17 protein-coding genes are annotated in these 19,234 nt (G+C 43.3%); 11 read left to right on the forward strand and 6 right to left on the reverse strand.

Annotated features, from left to right (window positions below; genetic code table 11):
* The first annotated feature begins 61 nt into the window (after positions 1-61).
* From hisS to FAM09_RS03915, 4 genes are all read left to right on the forward strand, one after another.
* Positions 62-1,438, forward strand: a complete 1,377-nt coding sequence (gene hisS / locus FAM09_RS03900) for a histidine--tRNA ligase (protein ID WP_136575751.1) — start codon at positions 62-64, stop codon at positions 1,436-1,438.
* A 22-nt stretch (positions 1,439-1,460) separates the two neighbouring features.
* The gene (locus tag FAM09_RS03905; protein ID WP_136575752.1) at positions 1,461-3,152 is read left to right on the forward strand and encodes a DUF4836 family protein; all 1,692 of its coding nucleotides are present in this window, start codon (positions 1,461-1,463) and stop codon (positions 3,150-3,152) included.
* A 92-nt stretch (positions 3,153-3,244) separates the two neighbouring features.
* Complete coding sequence (locus FAM09_RS03910; RefSeq protein WP_136575753.1) at positions 3,245-3,886, forward strand: ATP-binding cassette domain-containing protein; 642 nt, start codon at positions 3,245-3,247, stop codon at positions 3,884-3,886.
* Between the two features lie 9 nt (positions 3,887-3,895).
* On the forward strand, positions 3,896-5,092 hold the full coding sequence (locus FAM09_RS03915; protein WP_136575754.1) for an FtsX-like permease family protein: 1,197 nt from the start codon (positions 3,896-3,898) through the stop codon (positions 5,090-5,092).
* Between the two features lie 12 nt (positions 5,093-5,104).
* On the opposite strand, the gene FAM09_RS03920 is transcribed toward FAM09_RS03915, so the two are convergent.
* From FAM09_RS03920 to FAM09_RS03940, 5 genes are all read right to left on the reverse strand, one after another.
* The gene (locus tag FAM09_RS03920; RefSeq protein ID WP_136575755.1) at positions 5,105-5,680 is read right to left on the reverse strand and encodes a hypothetical protein; all 576 of its coding nucleotides are present in this window, start codon (positions 5,678-5,680) and stop codon (positions 5,105-5,107) included.
* Positions 5,680-6,126, reverse strand: coding sequence for a DinB family protein (locus FAM09_RS03925; protein ID WP_136575756.1), 447 nt, complete (start codon positions 6,124-6,126; stop codon positions 5,680-5,682). Before FAM09_RS03925 ends, FAM09_RS03920 begins: the two co-directional genes overlap by 1 nt.
* Positions 6,127-6,175: 49 nt before the next feature.
* Positions 6,176-7,885 (reverse strand): WG repeat-containing protein, encoded by a 1,710-nt coding sequence (locus tag FAM09_RS03930; RefSeq protein WP_136575757.1) that lies wholly within the window; start codon positions 7,883-7,885, stop codon positions 6,176-6,178.
* Positions 7,886-7,981: 96 nt separating this feature from the next.
* Positions 7,982-8,557 carry a hypothetical protein gene (locus tag FAM09_RS03935; RefSeq protein WP_136575758.1) on the reverse strand — a complete coding sequence of 192 codons (576 nt, stop codon included), beginning with the start codon at positions 8,555-8,557 and terminating at the stop codon, positions 7,982-7,984.
* A gap of 212 nt (positions 8,558-8,769) precedes the next feature.
* The gene (locus tag FAM09_RS03940) at positions 8,770-9,969 is read right to left on the reverse strand and encodes a thiolase family protein (RefSeq protein WP_136575759.1); all 1,200 of its coding nucleotides are present in this window, start codon (positions 9,967-9,969) and stop codon (positions 8,770-8,772) included.
* A 299-nt stretch (positions 9,970-10,268) separates the two neighbouring features.
* Here FAM09_RS03940 and FAM09_RS03945 point away from each other — a divergent pair, with 299 nt between their 5' ends.
* From FAM09_RS03945 to FAM09_RS03965, 5 genes are all read left to right on the forward strand, one after another.
* On the forward strand, positions 10,269-11,054 hold the full coding sequence (locus FAM09_RS03945) for a DUF6438 domain-containing protein (RefSeq protein ID WP_136575760.1): 786 nt from the start codon (positions 10,269-10,271) through the stop codon (positions 11,052-11,054).
* A 111-nt stretch (positions 11,055-11,165) separates the two neighbouring features.
* The gene (gene rlmN, locus FAM09_RS03950; protein ID WP_136575761.1) at positions 11,166-12,218 is read left to right on the forward strand and encodes a 23S rRNA (adenine(2503)-C(2))-methyltransferase RlmN; all 1,053 of its coding nucleotides are present in this window, start codon (positions 11,166-11,168) and stop codon (positions 12,216-12,218) included.
* Between the two features lie 319 nt (positions 12,219-12,537).
* On the forward strand, positions 12,538-13,167 hold the full coding sequence (locus FAM09_RS03955) for a Spy/CpxP family protein refolding chaperone (protein ID WP_136575762.1): 630 nt from the start codon (positions 12,538-12,540) through the stop codon (positions 13,165-13,167).
* Positions 13,168-13,272: 105 nt separating this feature from the next.
* Positions 13,273-14,598 carry a pseudouridine synthase gene (locus FAM09_RS03960; RefSeq protein ID WP_136575763.1) on the forward strand — a complete coding sequence of 442 codons (1,326 nt, stop codon included), beginning with the start codon at positions 13,273-13,275 and terminating at the stop codon, positions 14,596-14,598.
* Positions 14,591-15,310 carry an RluA family pseudouridine synthase gene (locus FAM09_RS03965; RefSeq protein ID WP_136575764.1) on the forward strand — a complete coding sequence of 240 codons (720 nt, stop codon included), beginning with the start codon at positions 14,591-14,593 and terminating at the stop codon, positions 15,308-15,310. The genes FAM09_RS03960 and FAM09_RS03965 overlap by 8 nt, the downstream gene beginning before the upstream one ends.
* A 71-nt stretch (positions 15,311-15,381) precedes the next feature.
* Here FAM09_RS03965 and FAM09_RS03970 read toward each other — a convergent pair whose 3' ends face one another.
* Positions 15,382-16,653 carry a metal-dependent hydrolase family protein gene (locus FAM09_RS03970; protein ID WP_136575765.1) on the reverse strand — a complete coding sequence of 424 codons (1,272 nt, stop codon included), beginning with the start codon at positions 16,651-16,653 and terminating at the stop codon, positions 15,382-15,384.
* A gap of 185 nt (positions 16,654-16,838) precedes the next feature.
* Here FAM09_RS03970 and FAM09_RS03975 point away from each other — a divergent pair, with 185 nt between their 5' ends.
* Entirely contained in the window at positions 16,839-17,435 is a 597-nt protein-coding gene (locus FAM09_RS03975; protein WP_136575766.1) for a DUF6436 domain-containing protein, read from the forward strand.
* Positions 17,432-19,201 (forward strand): ATP-binding protein, encoded by a 1,770-nt coding sequence (locus FAM09_RS03980; protein WP_166437018.1) that lies wholly within the window; start codon positions 17,432-17,434, stop codon positions 19,199-19,201. The genes FAM09_RS03975 and FAM09_RS03980 overlap by 4 nt, the downstream gene beginning before the upstream one ends.
* Positions 19,202-19,234 lie beyond the last annotated feature (33 nt).

A 19,234-nucleotide genomic window follows, 5' to 3' on the forward strand; every position in this document is an offset into this window, starting at 1 on the left:
CATTCGATATTCGACATTCAATATTTAACAATCAGGATACTATAAAATTCAGCAATAATAAATGTCAAAACCGTCATTACCACAGGGAACAAGAGACTTCGGACCAGAGGTGGTTCGCAAACGACAATATATTTTCAATACCATTCGTAGTGTTTTTGAATTGTATGGATTTCAGCCGCTTGAAACGCCCGCCATGGAAAACCTGGAAACGCTTATGGGCAAGTATGGCGAAGAAGGCGATAAGCTGATCTTTAGAATATTGAACAACGGCCTCGAAAATCCCGACAAACATCAACAGGCCCGGGCCGATTTTGAAAAAGTGCTGGAAGGAAAGAATGTAAAAGGCCTTACCGAACGCGCCCTCAAATACGATCTTACCATTCCGTTTGCCCGCTATGTGGCCATGAACCATGGGCAGCTCACCTTCCCGTTCAAACGCTACCAGATACAACCGGTATGGCGGGCAGACAGGCCTCAAAAAGGACGCTACCGCGAGTTTTATCAATGCGATGCAGACATTGTAGGCAGCAATGCTTTATTAAACGAAGTGGAACTAACGAATATTTATAATGAAGTATTCACACAATTAGGAATAGCCGATTACGAACTGCGCATCAATAGCCGCAAAATACTCACCGCACTGGCAGAGTTCTGCGGTGGCGCCGATAAAATGATCGATATTACCATTGCCATCGACAAACTCGATAAAATTGGTCTTGATAAAGTAAAAGCAGAACTGGCGCAACGCGGCCTGAACGACGAACAGATCGCCACTATTGAAAAATACCTGAACATTTCCGGAACGAATGAAGAGAAACTGCAATTGATCAAATCATTGATCGGCCATCTCGAAACCGGAAAGAAAGGTATTGAAGAGCTTGAATTCGTGAATCGGTCCCGCTCGGAAGCGGGAGCAATCGGCAATTTAATTATTGATTTCACGCTTGCCCGCGGCCTTAACTACTATACTGGTATCATCTTTGAAGCCAAAGCTCCTGCCACCGTTAAGATCGGCAGCATCGGCGGCGGCGGCCGGTACGACGACCTTACAGGTCTGTTCGGCGTTCCCAATATTCCCGGCGTTGGCATCAGCTTCGGGGTCGACAGGATCTATGATGTAATGGAAGAACTGAAATTGTTCCCCGAGGGCGTGTACACCGGCACCCAGGTATTATTCTTTAATATGGGCGCCTCAGAAAGCACCACCGCATTTTCCGCCATGCAATCGTTAAGAAAACAGGGCGTACGCTGCGAGCTGTTTCACGAACCTGCCAAAATGGATAAGCAGTTTAAATATGCCGAAAAGAAAAATATCGGTTTTATTGTAATTATTGGCAGCCAGGAAGTACAAAATAATACGGGCGTTATTAAAAATTTAAAAACTGGCACGCAGGAAACCGTATCGCTTGCCAACCTTACCAATAAATTGTTTATTTGATCTCTTTTTTAAACAAGATGATATGCAACGCAACCTTTTATCCCTGGTACTGCTTTCAATAGTAATTTCCGGGCTCGTATCCTGTAGCCGTACGAAACCGGGTATTGCTGTGCCTAAAGACGCCTCCCTGGCTGTGCACATCAATATCAATTCCCTTACCTCTAAAGTAAGCTGGCAGGAAATTCAGCAAAACGATTGGTTCAAGGAATTATACGCCGATGAAACCGATTCGCTGAGCAAAAAAATACTCGACAATCCTGCCAATTCAGGGATTGATATAAAAGCTGACCTGGCCTTTTTTGTAAAGAAAGAAGGACAAGGCGGTTACATGGCCTTTGAAGGCGGTGTAAAGGACGCGTCGGCATTTGAAGCGTTTGCTACAAAAGCGAACAAAGGCGGTAAAGTGGTAAAAGAGGGAGATGTAAATGTGCTTGCAACCAGTCTTAAAAGCCTGGTTGCCTGGACGGACAGCCGATTTATATACATCGCAGATGCATCGATGCCTTCGGTTTCAGGTCGTTTGAACAGCAGCAGCTTCGATTCAAGGGAGCCGTTCTCTTTTCGTACCGATAGCTTACAAAAATTCGCAATGCAGTTATTCGATCTGCCCGGCAAAAACAACCTGATGAGCGACGACCGCTTTGCTTCTTTGTTAAAAGATCCCGGCGATATACATTATTGGGTAAATGCCGAACAATACTATAACAGCCTGGGCGGCTTTTTGTCATTGCTGAAGCTGAACGTTTTGTTCGAAGGCAATGCATATGGCGCTACGCTGAATTTCGAGAATGGAAAGATCGCTTTTAAATCAAGAGCATACTACAATAAGGAATTAAACGATTTAATGAAGAAATATGCCGGCAGCAAAGTAGACGCTGCAACCATAAATCGAATTCCTTCTAAAAATGTGGTGGCCGTTTTTGCATTAAAATATCCGCCGCAAGGATTGAAAGACCTCATTAAACTGATTGGGGTAGACGGTTTTGTAAACAGCTTTTTTAGCGGCGTTGGCTATAGTACCGATGAGTTTGTAAAAGCCAACAAAGGCGATCTGCTGTTATCAGTAACCGACGTTGAAATGAAAACGCACTCAATAACAGCTGAAGGCCCCGATGGCGCACCTTATCCGCAGATGGAAATACCCGACCCCGGCGCAAAGGTCTTATTTGCTACTTCTGTTAATGACAAACCTTCATTCGACAAACTGTTCGGCATTCTGCAAACAAAAGCACAGGAGTTTGTGCCTGATTTCTATAGCAAAATTCATTTTCAGTTGAACAACGACTGGTTTGCAGCCAGCAATTCGCCCGAACAGGTGAATGCCTTTTTAAGCGGTGGCAATAACCAGTTCCCCTTTGCCAACCGCATCAGCGGCAAAGCATTTGGCGGTTATATTAATGTACAGCAATTGCTGAGATCAGTTAGTCCTGCCTTTGCTACCGACAGCAGCGCCAAATTAGCCATGGATGCTTCTATCAATATGTGGCAGGATATAGTAATAACAGGCGGTGACCGGGAAGGCGATGCCTTTATTGCAGAAGCGGAAGTGAACCTGGTTGATAAGAGCACCAATAGTTTGAAACAACTGAATAAATATTTGGATACGATTTCCAAATTAAAGCATCCCAGGCACAGGCGGTACGATGTGCAGGTTAACTACAGCGATCCGGCGGCATTAAGCCTGGCAGCGCTTAAACCTGTTTTGCATCCATAAATAATTAAGATATAAAATTAAGAACAAGCCTGCTCACCGGAACAATACCATCGGGCAGGCTTGTTGCATAATCAGTAACCATTAGGCAATACATGCAACTTCAATTACAGCAACTCTTACCTGTTTACTTCGACGAAAGTCAGCGCAACGCATCTGAGGTGTGGCGCAGGGACCTGATTTTTTCAAAAGGTGAGTATGTAAAGATCGTAGCGCCTTCGGGCAGCGGCAAATCGTCGCTCATGCATTTTTTGTATGGCCTGCGTAATGAGTACAGCGGTAATATTGTTTACAATAACCAGGATATCAGAAACTATTCAGCCGAAGATTTTGCCAGCTTCCGCAAAGATCATGTGAGTATCGTATTCCAGGACCTGCGACTGTTTCCCGAACAAACCGTATTTGAGAACATTGAATTGAAACGGCAACTGAATCCTTTTCATGCTGCAGAAAAGATAAGAGAAATGGCAGAACGGTTAGGCATTGGTAACAAACTATCGTCAAAAAGCCGCATCTGTTCGTATGGCGAACAACAGCGCGTGGCCATCATTCGCGCCCTTATGCAGCCATATGATTTCCTGTTGCTGGATGAACCGTTCAGTCACCTCGATGATGTGAACTCGCAAAACGCCATGCAACTGATGCTGGAAGAAAGCAAATTGCGCAATGCCGCCATCATTTTTGCCGACCTGGAGCGCATTGATTATTTTCCTTACACCCGATTGTTTCATTTGTAATCATAATCCGTGGCAGTATCTTTTACACCCATCCGCTCATTATTGCAAACAGGCACCAATACCAGTTCCCGCTGGTTCTCGTATCTTGGTTTAGGTATTGGCGTATTGCTGTTGTTGTGTTCTATTCAAATGTTCATCAACATTCAGCAATTGTTGGGCGGGGAAAGTCCGCGCAAAGAAGGGTACGACTTCATCTCCATCTCCAAAACCATTACCAACGAAACCATGGGGCAGCGGGAGAAGAACCTGTTCAATGAAAATGACATTAAAGAGATAGCTGCCCAGCCATTCATCCAGGGTGTTTCTCCGTTAGTAGCTACCCGCTTCCGGGTAGAGCTAAGCGCCGGTGACATTATCCCATTCAGCACCAATATGTTCCTGGAATCGCTGGATAATAATTTTATCGACACGGTTCCACCCAACTTTAACTGGCAGGAAGGCCAGGACTATATTCCCATCGTTTTCTCTTCCGACTTCCTGGAAATATATAATGTATTCGCCCCCGGTTATGGCCTGCCGCAATTGTCTGAAGCAACCGCTTCCCAGGTAATGGTGTATATTACCTGTTACGGAGAGAATCACGTTCAGCAAACCTTTCGCGGTTCCATTGTAGCCCTGAGCGACCGGGTAAACTCCATCATTGTTCCCAAGAACTTCATCGACTGGGCCAATAAAAAATTTGGTAGCACCTCCGATGTAAAAGCATCCCGCTTATACATTAAGACCAAAGACGCCAACAATCCCGATTTCCTCAGCTATCTGCAACAAAAGAATTATAAAGTAAATAAGGATAAAACAAAATTCGGTCGCGTAAAGCAGGTACTGCAGGGCATATTCAGCGGACTGGGCATCTTTGGCCTGCTGGTGGTTATTCTGGCGCTGATGCTGTTTTCATTTTACCTGCAATTAATGATCGCGCGTAGTAAAGACAACCTGCAATTATTACTAATGCTCGGTTATTCACCCAACTGGCTCAGCAAAAATGTGTCGAAGCAATTTATTCCTGTATATATACTGGTGGTGGTGATAGCACTGGGGCTTACCGAAGGCATGCAATGGGCCTTTCATCATTTCGCCATGTTCAACCGGCCCGAATTGTCTTCGTGGTTGCATTGGAGCGTACTGGCAACTTCTCTTTTATTGATCGGTTTATCGCTCATCACCAATTATCGAATGGTGAAGAAGTTGCTGTATAAGCTGGTGTAGCGGACCTGAAAATCAATAACCGTATTTATTCTTAAATGCAGCCAGTTCCTTATCATCAAATCGCTGTAACAGGTATGTTTGAATACCGTCGCGATCAATCTCAATAAAAGGAATTCTTTTATAATAAAATTCCTGAAACAGCTTACAAAGCGTTAAAGTGTGAGTAGGTCCATCCAGGTAAAAACGGCAATTTATTTTCTTTTCATCAACAGTAAAAGAAACATAATTATTCATACCATCTGATGTTTTAAGGCCATCAGCCATATAATCGAGACCTGCATAGGAGTGTATCCTGAATTGCAGGTCTTTTATTTTTCCCATTTCATATACATCCCCGGCAATTTGTACAGATGAAGTTGATATTAATAATTGGCTTTTGGATAATCCATGACTTTGTATGTTGCCCTTTTTAACGAAGGCAAAAATTATTCCTCCAACTGCCATTATTAAGAATAAGTATGCAGCAATTGTTGCAAACCCTGTTAAACAGGCAATGAATACACCAGCTATCAAACCAGCCACAATTTTTGCAGCAACGTCAACTGATTTGTCGGGATTTCCTTCAATTATGTAGGTAACAAATTGCATTACTCTATTTGTTTCAAATGATGCTCCATGTGCTCAACATAATCAATGATAACCCATTCGAGTGTTTTAGATTCACCGGAAGGAATGATAACGGTATAAGATAGTTTATCGGCAGGAATAGTGCTGATAATATTCAGTATTTGTTGGTTTAACACGATCCACAACTGCAACAAGTGCGCAAGCGGCAATTGCTGATAGCGATTAATAGCTACCAGTTCATCCTGGTTATAACGAATTATCGTATAAGGCTGTGGGAAATATTGGGCATCGGTAAAACGCTTCAGGTTATTGATGGCCGAATCTATAAGGTGGCCGAGGATTTCCTGTTTCGACCATTTATTGGGAGCCGGTTTTTGCAGAAGAATATCAAACGGCGTTTGTTTATAACGTTCAGGAACTTCCCGGATATGATTCTCTAAGCGAAGTAAAGAAGTTTGCAGGTTCATTCTGGTATTTATTGAACCTGCAAACTAGCGAATTTAAATTGGAAACGGGCTAATTACCCACTTTTGTAATCTTGTTACTGCTAACCCTGAATTTTTCATAACTGTCTTTATAAGCGATAATTGTACCGCTCTTGTGACTTACAAACTGGTATTCAAAAGGTAATACAACATTGTTATTATTATAAATATCAACAACACCGTATTTGCCATTTTTGCCGGCAATTACCAGGAAAGAGTTCAGGTATTGCAGATCGTCATATACAAAAGGCAGTGCTACCTCGCCATTCATTTCAATAACGCCATATTTGTTGTTCTTCACCGCAATAATGGAATTATTGAAAGACTCGGTTGAACTATAGCTGTTTCTGCGGGTTCCTATCAGATCGTCATAAATAAATTCAATTCGGGCTTTGCCGGTTACACCATCCACCATTCCTTTTTTACCGTTTTTGGCGCCCACTAAATAAGGAGAATTGTAACTGTCTGCAATAGATATCCGGTTCAGCGCATCATACTCAACCGGTAAAATAGTATTTCCATCCCGGGCTATAACACCGTATTTATTATTTTTCTTTACCAGGAAATACTTGTCGCCATCAGTTAGATCATCATACTCTACGGGTATCACCACCTTGCCATCGATCATGAGTATGCCTTTTTTATTATTCTTTGAAACACAGATCATATCATTGCTAATAGAAGAGATCATGTCATACTGTAATGGCAGCGCCACCTTTCCATCTGCACCCAGCAAACCATATTTGCCCCCTTTTGCAGCAATAAATAATGAGCGGGAAGCATAACCGCTACGCATCCTGTTCAAAACATCATATTCCAATGGAATGATCTTTCTATCATCCATACCGATCAACCCTTTCTTTCCATACAATTCAGCAATGGCCAGCTCATTGTCGTTAATTACATCCAGCTGGGTGTACCAATTGGAAAGCGCCTTTTCGCCGGTCAGGTTGAATAAAGTATTCAGGTTACCTTTTCTCACCATTACCAGGTTGGCCGATTGAACATGAATACGATCGTACATAACAGGTATAACCTCTTTGCGGGAAACAAAATTCATCAGCCCCGACTTTCCGCTTTTGGTCACCTCTAAATATACATTGGCATTATATTGTTTTGAGATATTGTCGTATTCAAAAGGAATTATTGATTCATTCTGAGCATTGATAACACCAAACCGGCCATTCTTGCTAACGATATAATACATGATACCATCAACAGTTATGGTATTCATATCGTCATAAATGCAGGGAACAATTATTTGGCCCTTTGTATTCATAAGGCCATTCTTTCCATTCAGCCTCACTATGGAAAGATCACTTTCATAAAAACCTGAGATGCTTTCGAAGACAAAAGGAGTAAGCTTTTTCTTGGAGTAATATTCAAGCAAACCGAAACGCCTGTTACTGTAACTATTGTCATTGCCCATGTAAGCAATGGTGATGTTCTTTTCGCTATTGCTCGAATAAATATAAAAGGGCTCCCCATCAACTACATTGGGGGTGTTTTCTGGCCGTCTGGCAGGCTCTTCCGCTACCATTATTTTAGTTTCCTCTATACGTTCTTCTTTGGGAGCCTCAAAAATTACCTCTTCCTCTATTGGTATTGCAACATCCTCTACCGGTGCGGCCTTTACAGCTTTTTCTGCTTTTACATTTTTCTTTTTAGGAGTGACTTTTTTTGTCTGGGCATTTACAAACAGGGTACTTAACAAACCAAGAACAAGTAAACATTTTCTCATAGCGGTATATTAATTGAATGGTAAAAGTAAAAATTCGATATCCCCTTGCAAGTTATCGTGTGTTAAATAAATGTAGAAGTTACCATTTAAAATGTGCTACTTTTTCTTTTTACGGCTCTTTCTAACATATTGCTTATCTACAAACTCCCGGGTAAATGCTTCTTTTACAATTACCGGTACGCCGGCAGCCCGCCATTCATCAACCAGTTGGCATAATGTTATATAACTGTTATAATCGCGCAAATGAAATTCATTATCGTAGGAGACGCCATTGAATTTAAACAGCAATACATTATTATCGCCATACGTGATCTGCGGCTTTAACAAGCCTTCGCTTCTGATGCTATAAATAAAACCGTCGTAGGCAGTAATATGTAACTCAACAGCAACATCCCTGATAGCATATCGCTGGTTGCCTACCTTAATATACGTTGATGATAAAGTAAGCAGCCGGCTATCCAGCGCCCTGAAATTGAAGATCGATTTTTTAGAAATTGCGCCATACACCAATGGCAGTGCCCAGATACACAACATAAGCCATATAATGTACGTGGGAATATGATCGCAGGTAAACAGGCAAAACAAAAAAATGCTTACTATATACAATACGACGAAAAAACGCGCATACGGATTGTATTTATAAATAAGCGTGGTGAGTACAGTTTCCTGCATAAAATATTTCACTGGGTATGATCATAAAAATAATAAAATATTAGTAAGAATTTAGAGATCCCGGGATTTAGAGATTTTGAGGTTTGTTCAAAGGTTCGCACCAGGGAAATCCCTAAATCCCTAAACCTGCCTGCCGGCAGGAAGGTCCCAAAAACAGAAATTAAAGACTTTTTACTTCGGAAATTTTTATGAAAAGAAGCCGCTTGGGACATTCACGATACCCCTTCATATACAATGGCGCCCCCCTGCCCTACGCCCACACACATGGTGGCCAGTCCATATTTGGCCCCCTGCTTTTTCATTTCGTGCACTAAAGTAGCAGAAATGCGTACGCCGCTGCAGCCCAACGGATGACCTATGGCAATAGAACCACCGTTCACGTTTATTTTTTTAATATTCAACTGTAGATCCTGGATGCAGGCAATGGATTGGGCGGCAAACGCTTCATTCAATTCAATGAGATCGAGGTCATTGGCGGTAATGCCTGCCCGTTGCAGGGCTTTCCGGCTGGCCGGTACCGGTCCAATACCCATAATGGCCGGATCAACACCCGCAACCGCCATCGACACAATGCGCGCTATGGGTTGCAGGTTATATTTTTGTACGGCTTCTTCACTGGCCAGCAGCATAGCGGCAGCGCCATCATTAATGCCTGAAGAATTACCGGCGGTAACCGTTCCATCTTTTATAAAAGCGGGCCGCAGTGTACTCAGCTTTTCGAGGGAAGTGATGCGTGGCGGTTCGTCTTTTTCCAGGAAGATCTTTTCATCGCGGCCGCCAAAAATTTCAACTCCGCTTATCTCTTCTTTCCATTTGCCTTTTTCCAAAGCAGCAAAGTATTTCTCCTGGCTTTGTAAAGCGAATTCGTCCTGGGCCTCCCGGCTTATTTTCCATTGGCGGGCAACATTCTCTGCTGTTTCGCCCATGGAATACGGATAATATGCATCGGTAAGTTTTTTATTGGGAAAGCGCCAGCCAATGGTTGAATCAACCACTTCGGGAGTACGGTTCCAGGCGCCGGATGATTTCAACTGCACAAAGGGCGCCCTGGTCATGCTTTCAACCCCACCGGCAATTAACAGGTCGCCGTCACCGCACATAATGGCGCGAGAGGCATCCATAATAGCCTGTAACCCCGATGCACACAACCGGTTCACGGTATTACCGGGCACGGTTACCGGCAGTCCGGCCAGCAGGGCTGCCATGCGGGCCACATTCCGATTATCTTCCCCCGCCTGGTTGGCATCGCCGGCAATTACATCCTCAATGGCATTCACATCTATGGAGGCGTTGCGTTGTAACAATGATTTAATCACATGAGCGAGCAGATCGTCTGGACGAATGGTACTTAATGCGCCACCGTATTTTCCAATAGGTGTTCTAACCGCATCGATGACATATACTTTCTTCATATAGTTTTTTTTCCGCTAACTGGCGGATCGTTGAGCAATACCGGCAAGCCGCCGGATTTTTTATTTGCCGCAAAGTAATTGTAAAGTATTTAATTTGAAGGCCTTCAATAAAAACTTTAATAATTAAAACAATTCCAACTACTTAATAAACTAAATTTCATCCTACTATTTATGAATTCACACAGTTCAGGCATCTAATAATAAACCCATTCCCATACATGTTGAAACCTATTGCCTTATCATCATTCATCTGTTTTCTATTTGCGTGTCGTCCACAAGAAGACAAAAACAACTTTACTATGCTTATTAAGGGTGACTGGATCGGCCAACAGCAAAGCAAGGAATACACGGAAAATGAAACAATATATGGATGCTTTGCTGATTCTACCTACCAGAACTCTTTAATGCAGGACACTTTCAAATATGAAATCAGAAAAGATTCATTATATATAGAAAATGTTGACTTTGAAGGAAATAAGACATTAAATAGTTTCCCGATCGTAAAGCTGACTACGGATTCACTCATTTTATTAGATGGGGTAAAACAGGAGTATACACTTAGGTTTTCAAAAGTTCATGCAAAAAATAAGCTCACACCGACTGCCATTTATTTTGCCAGTTCGGGATGTTATGGCAAATGCCCCATAATGTACCTTGAAATCGACTCCTCGCGAAATATTCGTTTTTATGGAGAAAGGTATACTTCAGCAACAGGAGGCTTCAAGGGAAGAATTAGTGAAAATGAATACAATTCGATCATCGATAAAATCAGAAACCTTCCAGTTGATTCATTACGCGAATTCTACGAAACGTCGATGACAGATCAAGAAACATTGGGAATCTCTATTATTCATGGAAACACGGTGACCCGTTCATCGGCCTATGGCCATGACCAGGAGCCAATGGAATTACATATTTTGTTTGGAAAGCTGATAAACTTATACAAGCACATAAGCATGAAACCTGATTCATCGGTGAACTCAAGCTATTTTTTATCTAATCCGAACGTAATGTCATTAAAAGAGGTGACGGTGCCTTCGCCAAGTGAAATACGAAAATTTACCCGTCCTAAGATAGTAGAATAACTATTCCCCGTTAAACCTTTATAAGCCTGACTTTCAATATAATATCCCTTATCCGGAATGCCAGGGCATGCCCCATTAGCTAATCCGCCCAACCCGTTGTACCTTTGCGGCATGTTAAAAACGGCGAATAAGAATATCAGGCAGTTGAGCCTTAGTGAGCTGGAACAATACTTTGAAACCCTGGGCGAAAAGAAATTTCGCGCCAAACAGGTGTATGAATGGCTTTGGCTTAAACAAGCCCATTCTTTTGAAGCCATGACCAACCTGAGCAAGGAATTACGCACCAAACTGACTGAAAACTTTTCTTTGCCCGCTTTAACCATAGATGCCACGCAATACTCTGCCGATGGCACTATTAAATCTCGCTTCCGTACGGTTGATAAACACCTGGTAGAAGGTGTGCTTATTCCTACCGACGACCGCAAAACCGCCTGTGTTTCTTCACAGATCGGCTGTTCGCTGAGCTGCAAATTCTGCGCTACCGGCTATATGGACCGCAAACGCAACCTCGAATTTGATGAGATCTACGACGAAGTGGTGTTGATCAACCAGCAATGCGAACGCGTGTACAATAAAAAGCTCAGCAATATTGTATTTATGGGCATGGGCGAACCCCTGCTTAATTATAAGAATGTACTGCACGCCATAGAACGCATTACCTCACCCGACGGATTGGGCATGAGCGCCCGCCGGATCACGGTTTCTACGGCCGGTGTTGCCAAAATGATCAAGCAACTGGGCGATGACAAGGTGCGGTTCAAACTGGCGTTATCGCTGCACGCCGCCAACGATAACAAGCGCAATGAGATCATGCCTATCAATGAAACCAACAACCTCAAAGCGCTGATAGAAGCCCTGAATTATTTCTACAAGAAAACAGAGAACGAGATCACCTTCGAATACATCCTGTTCAAGAACTTTAACGACAGCTTAAAGGATGCCGATGAACTAATAAAAATTTACCGGCAGGTACCCGCCGACCTGGTGAATATCATCGAATATAATCCCATCGATGCCGCCCGCTTTGAAAAGCCCGAAGAGGCTACGGTAAACCAGTTTATGGCATACCTTGAACGGAACCGGGTAAACGCCCGCCTGCGCCGCAGCCGCGGTAAAGACATTGATGCCGCGTGCGGACAGTTGGCGAATAAGGATCAGCTATAAATATAGAATGTTCAACGCCGAAGGTTGAAGTAAAGGCAGGATTATGTACCCGGCTTTAGGGTATCTATTGAGCTGTTGTTGCGTCGCACACTTGTACGTTCGGTTCGCTGTTCACCATGCCCCCAGAACTTAATAACATATAAACTCAATAACTTACTAACTTTCTCCAACCTTGTCAACCTCCATCTACGAATAATTTCTTACATCCGTTAAACCTGCCGGCCTAACCGCCGTCTATGTTACTGTTTAAGCAATTTTTTAACAAACACTGCCGGAGGTTAACCCCTTCAATGGCATCTAAACAGTAAAATAAATAAATATGAAAAAAGCGTTTTTAGGAATGGCGTTCGCTGCATTAATAGCAACAGGCGCCTGTGCCCAGGATCAGTCGACAGGTTTAACCGAGCGCCCGAAAGGTCATTACCGCATCGATAAAATGGAACAGCTTAACTTAACCGATGACCAAAAAAGTCAGTTAAAGACCATTAATGACGATTTTAAGCAGCAAATGACCGATCTGAAAAATAGTGAAGACAAGATAACCGTGAAGGAATGGAAAAGCAAGATGACCACCCTTCGCAAAGAGCATGTGGTAAAAGTGCAAAACATATTGACCGACGAGCAAAAGGCCAGTCTCGGAAAAATGAAACAGGAACGCAGGTTCGATAGAAAACATCATGGCGCCCGCCGGTTAGAACACATGAAAAAAGAATTGAACTTAACAGACGACCAGGTTACAGCTTTGAAAAAGAACCATGAAACCATTAAACAGCAATTTAAAGCAGTGCGTGAAGACAAAAACCTGACAGAAGACCAGAAAAAAGTAGAAATAAAGAAGTTTAAGGAACAACAACACCAGAACCTGAAATCAATTCTTACCGAAGAACAGTTGCAAAAGCTGGAACAAAAGAAGAAACATCAGGCCGATAAGGTCGGCCTTCAATCATAAAGCAGCACTGTTAACAAATGAGGCTCTTCCGGTCAAAAACCGGGAGAGTTTTTTATTTCGTACCTTCGCCGCTCACTACTGTTGAAAAACAGCAAACTACTACACATGGCACAAGGATTTAAGAAATTCATGGATAAGGGCGATAGCGGCTCCAAAAAGAAAGAACGCATCCGCCAGGAAAAGAAAAAAGTTCGTCAGGAAACCAAGGAATACTTCGAAAAGAAAAAGCAGGAAGCCCGGGAAGCCAGGGCGCAAGGGCAGGCTGGTTATAAGAAAGCTGCAAGCTTCAAGCCTAAAGCGGAAAGCAGAGGCAACGAGGCAACAAGGCATAAAGGCATAGAGAAAGCTGCAAGCTTCAAGCCACAAGCTGCAAACAATACAGGGAAAGCCCAAAAAGCGGGAGCCCAACCACAAACCACAAACAATAAACCACAAACTACAAAAGCGGGCGCCCAACCAGAAACCACAAACAATAAACCACAAACTGCAAAAGCGGGCGCCCAACCACAAACCACAAACAATAAACTACAAACTACAAAAGCGGGAGCCCAACCACAAACCACAAACAATAAACCACAAACTGCAAAAGCGGGAGCCCAACCACAAACTTCAAACCACAAACCACAAACCACAAACTACAAACCACAAACCACAAACAATAAACCAGAAACTGCCGTTTCCGGCTCCATGCCTCTAAACAAATTCATTGCCCATGCAGGTATCTGCTCACGCCGCGATGCAGCCGAAATGGTAAAGGCAGGCAAAGTAATTGTGAATGGCGAAAAGATCACCGAACCCGGTCATAAAGTAACCGACAAAGACGACATTAAAGTAAATGGCAAGAAGCTGCACATTCGCAAGAACCTCGTCTATATTCTGCTCAACAAACCAAAAGATTATATCACCACTACCGAAGATCCGCAAGGCAGAAAAACGGTATTGGACATTATACGCAACGCAACTCCGGAACGTGTATACCCCATCGGTCGTTTAGACAGAAATACCACCGGCGTATTGTTACTCACCAACGATGGAGAGCTGGCCCAAAAGCTTTCGCACCCCAGCTATGAAATAAAAAAGATCTACGAAGTAAAACTCGATAAACCACTGGTAAAAAAAGATTTCGATAACCTCCTGAACGGCGTTACCCTCGAAGATGGGTTCGTTGCACCTGACGGCCTGGCCTATGCCGACCCCAAGGACAAAAGCGTTATCGGTATCGAAATTCACAGTGGCCGCAACCGCATCGTTCGCCGCATATTCGAACACCTGGGTTATGATGTTCGCAATCTCGACCGGGTTATGTATGCCAACCTCACCAAGAAAAATGTAGACAGAGGCAAATGGCGCTTCCTCACCGAAAAGGAAGTACGCCTGCTGAAATACCTGAACGCCTCTTATACAAAAAACAAAACAGTTGCACGTGGTTAAAGTATCACCGGAGATCATTTTCGAGAACGATCATTTTATTGTAATCAATAAACCGCCAGGCTTATTAAGCATCCCCGACCGGGAAGGAAAGGAAATTTCGCTGAAGCAAATGCTACAGCAGAAATACGGCGAAATATATACCGTTCACCGCCTCGACCGCGAAACCAGCGGTATCATCGTATTTGCCAAGGACTCCGAAACGCATAAGTTCTTATCGCAGGCATTTGAAGATAGAACGGTGGAGAAATATTATGTAGGCATTGTGAGCGGCACCTTACCCGAAAAACAAAAGACCATCGAAGCGTCTATCAGGGAGAGCACCGTTAAAAGAGGGCTCATGCTCATTCATAAAAACGGAAAGCCCGCCATTACCGATTATGAAGTGGTAGAAGAGTTTGGCAAGTTTTCGTTTTTGCAGTTCCGTATTCATACCGGCCGTACCCACCAGATCAGGGTACACATGCAATACGTTGGTCACCCGTTGGTATGTGATGAATTGTATGGCGATGGCATCCCGGTAAAGATCTCTTCTTTTAAACGCAACTATAAATTGTCGAAATACGAGGAAGAAGAAAAGCCTATTCTGGCAAGAACAGGTTTGCACGCGCAACGGTTACGTTTTACCGATATGTTGGGTAAGGAATACGACCTGCAGGCCGAAATGCCGAAAGATATGCGGGCGTTATTACAGCAGTTACGAAAAAATAGTTAATTGGTTATTGAGTTATTGAGTTCGTGATTTAAATTATGAACTTAATAACTCAACAACTTACGAACTTCGAACTACTTATAAATAACTCCCTCCTTCATCACAAAAGTTACTTTCCCCATCGACTGAATATCTTTAACAGGATCACCCTCAACGGCGATAATATCAGCTAATTTACCTTTTTCAATACTGCCGATCTTATCATACACACCAATGAGGTCGGCTGCCGACACCGTAGCTGATTGAATGGCTTCCATCGCCGGCATGCCCGCTTCGTTCATATAAACAAACTCCAGCCAGTTTTTCCCATGCGCATATACGCCGGCATCTGTACCAAAGGCAATTTTCACGCCCGCTTTGTATGCTTTGGCAAATGTGTTATGAATTTTCGGCCCAATGGCCAACGCTTTAGGCGTTACCAGTGCGGGGTAATATCCGGGTTTCTTTGCAGAGTCACCTACGGCTTTACCCGCAGTGATAGTAGGAACATAATACGTACCATATTGTTTCATTAGCTGCATCACTTCATCATCCATAAGCGTACCGTGCTCAATACTGTTCACGCCTGCCTTCACAGCTCTTTTCATGGCTTCTGCGCCATGGCAATGCGCCGCTACCTTATAACCATTATCCCGCGCTGTTTCTACAATCGCTTTAATTTCCTCTTCCGTAAATTGAGGGTTCTCCCCGCTTTTCGCTACACTTAGCACTCCACCCGAAGCAGTGATCTTTATCAGGTCACTCCCCTCTTTATATCGCTGCCGAACTGCCTTCCGGCATTCATCGGCGCCATTGGCTACTCCGGCCGCCGGGCCTGGATCATCCATCAGGTCTTTTCTATAACCATTCGTAGGATCGGCATGGCCACCTGTGGTAGCAATAGATTTACCGGCAGTGAATATGCGCGGCCCTTTAATAAGCTTTTTATTAATAGCATTCCGCAAGGAAATGTTTACCCCGGTACCACCCAGGTCGCGCACCGTTGTAAACCCCGTCATCAACGTACGTTCTGCATATACAACCGATTGAAAAGCATAGTCGGCGGGGTTATTGGTAAATACTTCCAGGTACCGGTTCGGGCTGGTTTCATGCTCCATATGTACATGGCAATCTATCAGTCCGGGAAGAACGGTCTTGTTTTTAAGATCGATCACTTTATCGGTGGCCGAAGGTTTTGCATACCCTGCCAGCACATCTATGATCTTATCTCCTTCAACAATAATAGAATATTCATTAACAACCTGCCCTTTGGCAACATCTATCAGTTTACCACAATGCAGTATAATTCGTTGCGAGAACAGGAATAAGGGATTGCAGATCAACAGCAAAAGCAGTAATCTCTTCATGCGACGGAAATTTACCGGAAGATAAAGCATTTAGGCCTTTCTCTTTTACCCGGCCCTGAATACCTAACAATAAATGTATTTACCATATCAAATTAAGGATTACGGTTTATGAGCCGGAACCAGTGGCCGGTTAATAAATTTTTTTTTATAGTTACGCGTTACTTAAAAAAAATATCAAATATCAAATGCGCAAGGTTGCAGTGATAACCTGGCTACTGGTTTTGCTGACAACCATCGTAGCACTGTTCTGGCACAATGAATGGGTATACCGTTTACCCACTCCTGTTCCAAACAACTACCGGCGTGTTGAACCTGGCACTGCTATTAATGAAAACAATAAGCTGCCTTTTACTACCAACAAGCCTGTTTTCCTGCACTTTTTCAATCCCGACTGTCCCTGCTCCCGGTTTAATATACCACATTTTAAATCGCTGGTAAAAACATATAGTCATCAAATAACCTTTGCCATTGTTCCGGTTACCCGCAAACGGATAACGGCTAATGAGATCCTTAAAAAGTTTGGCTTTGCCATTCCTGTGTTGTTCGATTCCACACTGGCCGCTACATGTGGCGTGTATTCAACACCGCAGGCAGTAGTCCTTGATACCAACCGGCAATTATACTTCAGGGGAAACTATAACAGAAGCCGGTACTGTACCGATAAAAAAACCGAATATGCCCGTATGGCGATTGATAAATTATTACATAATAACGCAGCTATCATTTTCGACCAGTTTGCATTAAAAGCATATGGTTGTCAACTCCCCAAATGTTCCAAATGAAAAAAAGCACTACCATCCAGCATCAAACGGCCCTGGAGCAGCAAAATGCTGTTCAAAGGCTGGACGTAAAAAAAAGAGCTGATAAGCTAATGAACTATTTCCTTATCGGGTTCTTTGCAGGCGGTATAGGCCTGGCGTTCTTTTTTGATACCTGGCTCATTGCTTTCGGAATAGGCGGAACGTTATTAGCGGCCTATTATACTACCAAAATTACTTTACCCAATTCCAACTTATATCAATATGTGCTGAGCGTTGTATTAGCTCTCTTTATGGCGCAATTCATTTACCAGATGCACGGCATGTTCGAAATGCATTTCTTTGCCTTTATTGGCAGCGCCATATTGATCGCCTATCAAAACTGGAAACTGCAGGTGCCCATATTAGTGGTTGTTGTGCTACACCATGCCATACTCGGTTACTTACAGGACATTGGTCATACGCAAGTGTATTTTACAAGACTTGATTATTTTGACGTTATTACATTTACCATACATATTATTCTGGCCGGTATCATATTCTTTATTTGCGGATTGTGGGCTTACCTGTTAAAAAAGTATAACGTTCATTTAAGGAAAATAAATGCAGAACTGGATAAGGCCCGCATCGAGGCCGAAACCGCCTGCAATGCGAAAAGTATTTTCCTCGCCACCATGAGCCACGAAATACGAACTCCTATGAATGGCGTTATCAACATGTCGTCTATGTTAGCTGAAACACCCCTTACCGAAAAGCAAAGAGAATATACCAATATCATTAGCACCTGCGGCGAAAGTTTGTTGAATGTGATCAACGACATACTCGACTTTTCAAAAATTGAGTCGGGCAAAATGGACCTTGAAAAAGAAGATTTTCTATTACGTAACTGCATAGAAGATGTGCTGCATATTTTTAGCGCTAAATCAGCCGAGACAGGCCTGGACCTTTCATACCGGATTGAAGGCACTGTACCCGATCAGATCTTAGGCGATGAATTGCGGTTACGGCAGATATTAACTAACCTGATTGGGAATGCTATCAAGTTCACCAATGAAGGAGAAGTATTTGTAGGTGTTCGCACCATTTCAAAGGCTAACGATCAATATGAATTGCAGTTTGAAATACGCGATACAGGTATTGGCATTCCTGCCGATAAAATGCAGCGACTGTTCAAAGCATTTTCGCAGGTTGATTCTTCAACCAACCGAAAATATGGTGGCACGGGGCTGGGATTGGCCATTGCTCAGAAACTGGTAGAACTGATGGGCGGCCGCATATGGGTAAAAAGCGAACCGGGCAAAGGGTCCAGCTTTTTCTTTACTATACAAACCAAAGGCAAAAGCAGCATACCTGATGTTACCAACCAGCGGAATAGCAAACATGAAAAACTTCCGGGCTTTTTTTCAGAAATATATCCGCTGCACATTCTTATAGCAGAAGATAACTTATTCAACCAGCAGGTGATTGTTCATATCCTGAATAAAATGGGGTATCAGCCCAAAGTGGTAGAAAATGGCGCACTGGCCGTTGCCGCATCACAAGCCGAAAATTTTGACGTGATATTTATGGATATGCAAATGCCCGAAATGGATGGCCTGGAAGCAACGCGGGCCATTCGCAAAGCCCTGCAAATTCAACCGGTGATCATTGCCCTAACGGCCAACACTATGACCGGCGACCGCGAAAAATGTATTGATGCCGGCATGAACGATTATATTGGCAAACCGATAGATCTCGAAGACGTAGTATTGAAACTGGAAAAATGGGCTTTGCATAAAATGACCGGCTAGTAAACCGATAGTCTATAATGCAAAAATCCCGCT

This window comes from Niastella caeni (assembly GCF_004834005.1).
Lineage (GTDB): Bacteria > Bacteroidota > Bacteroidia > Chitinophagales > Chitinophagaceae > Niastella > Niastella caeni.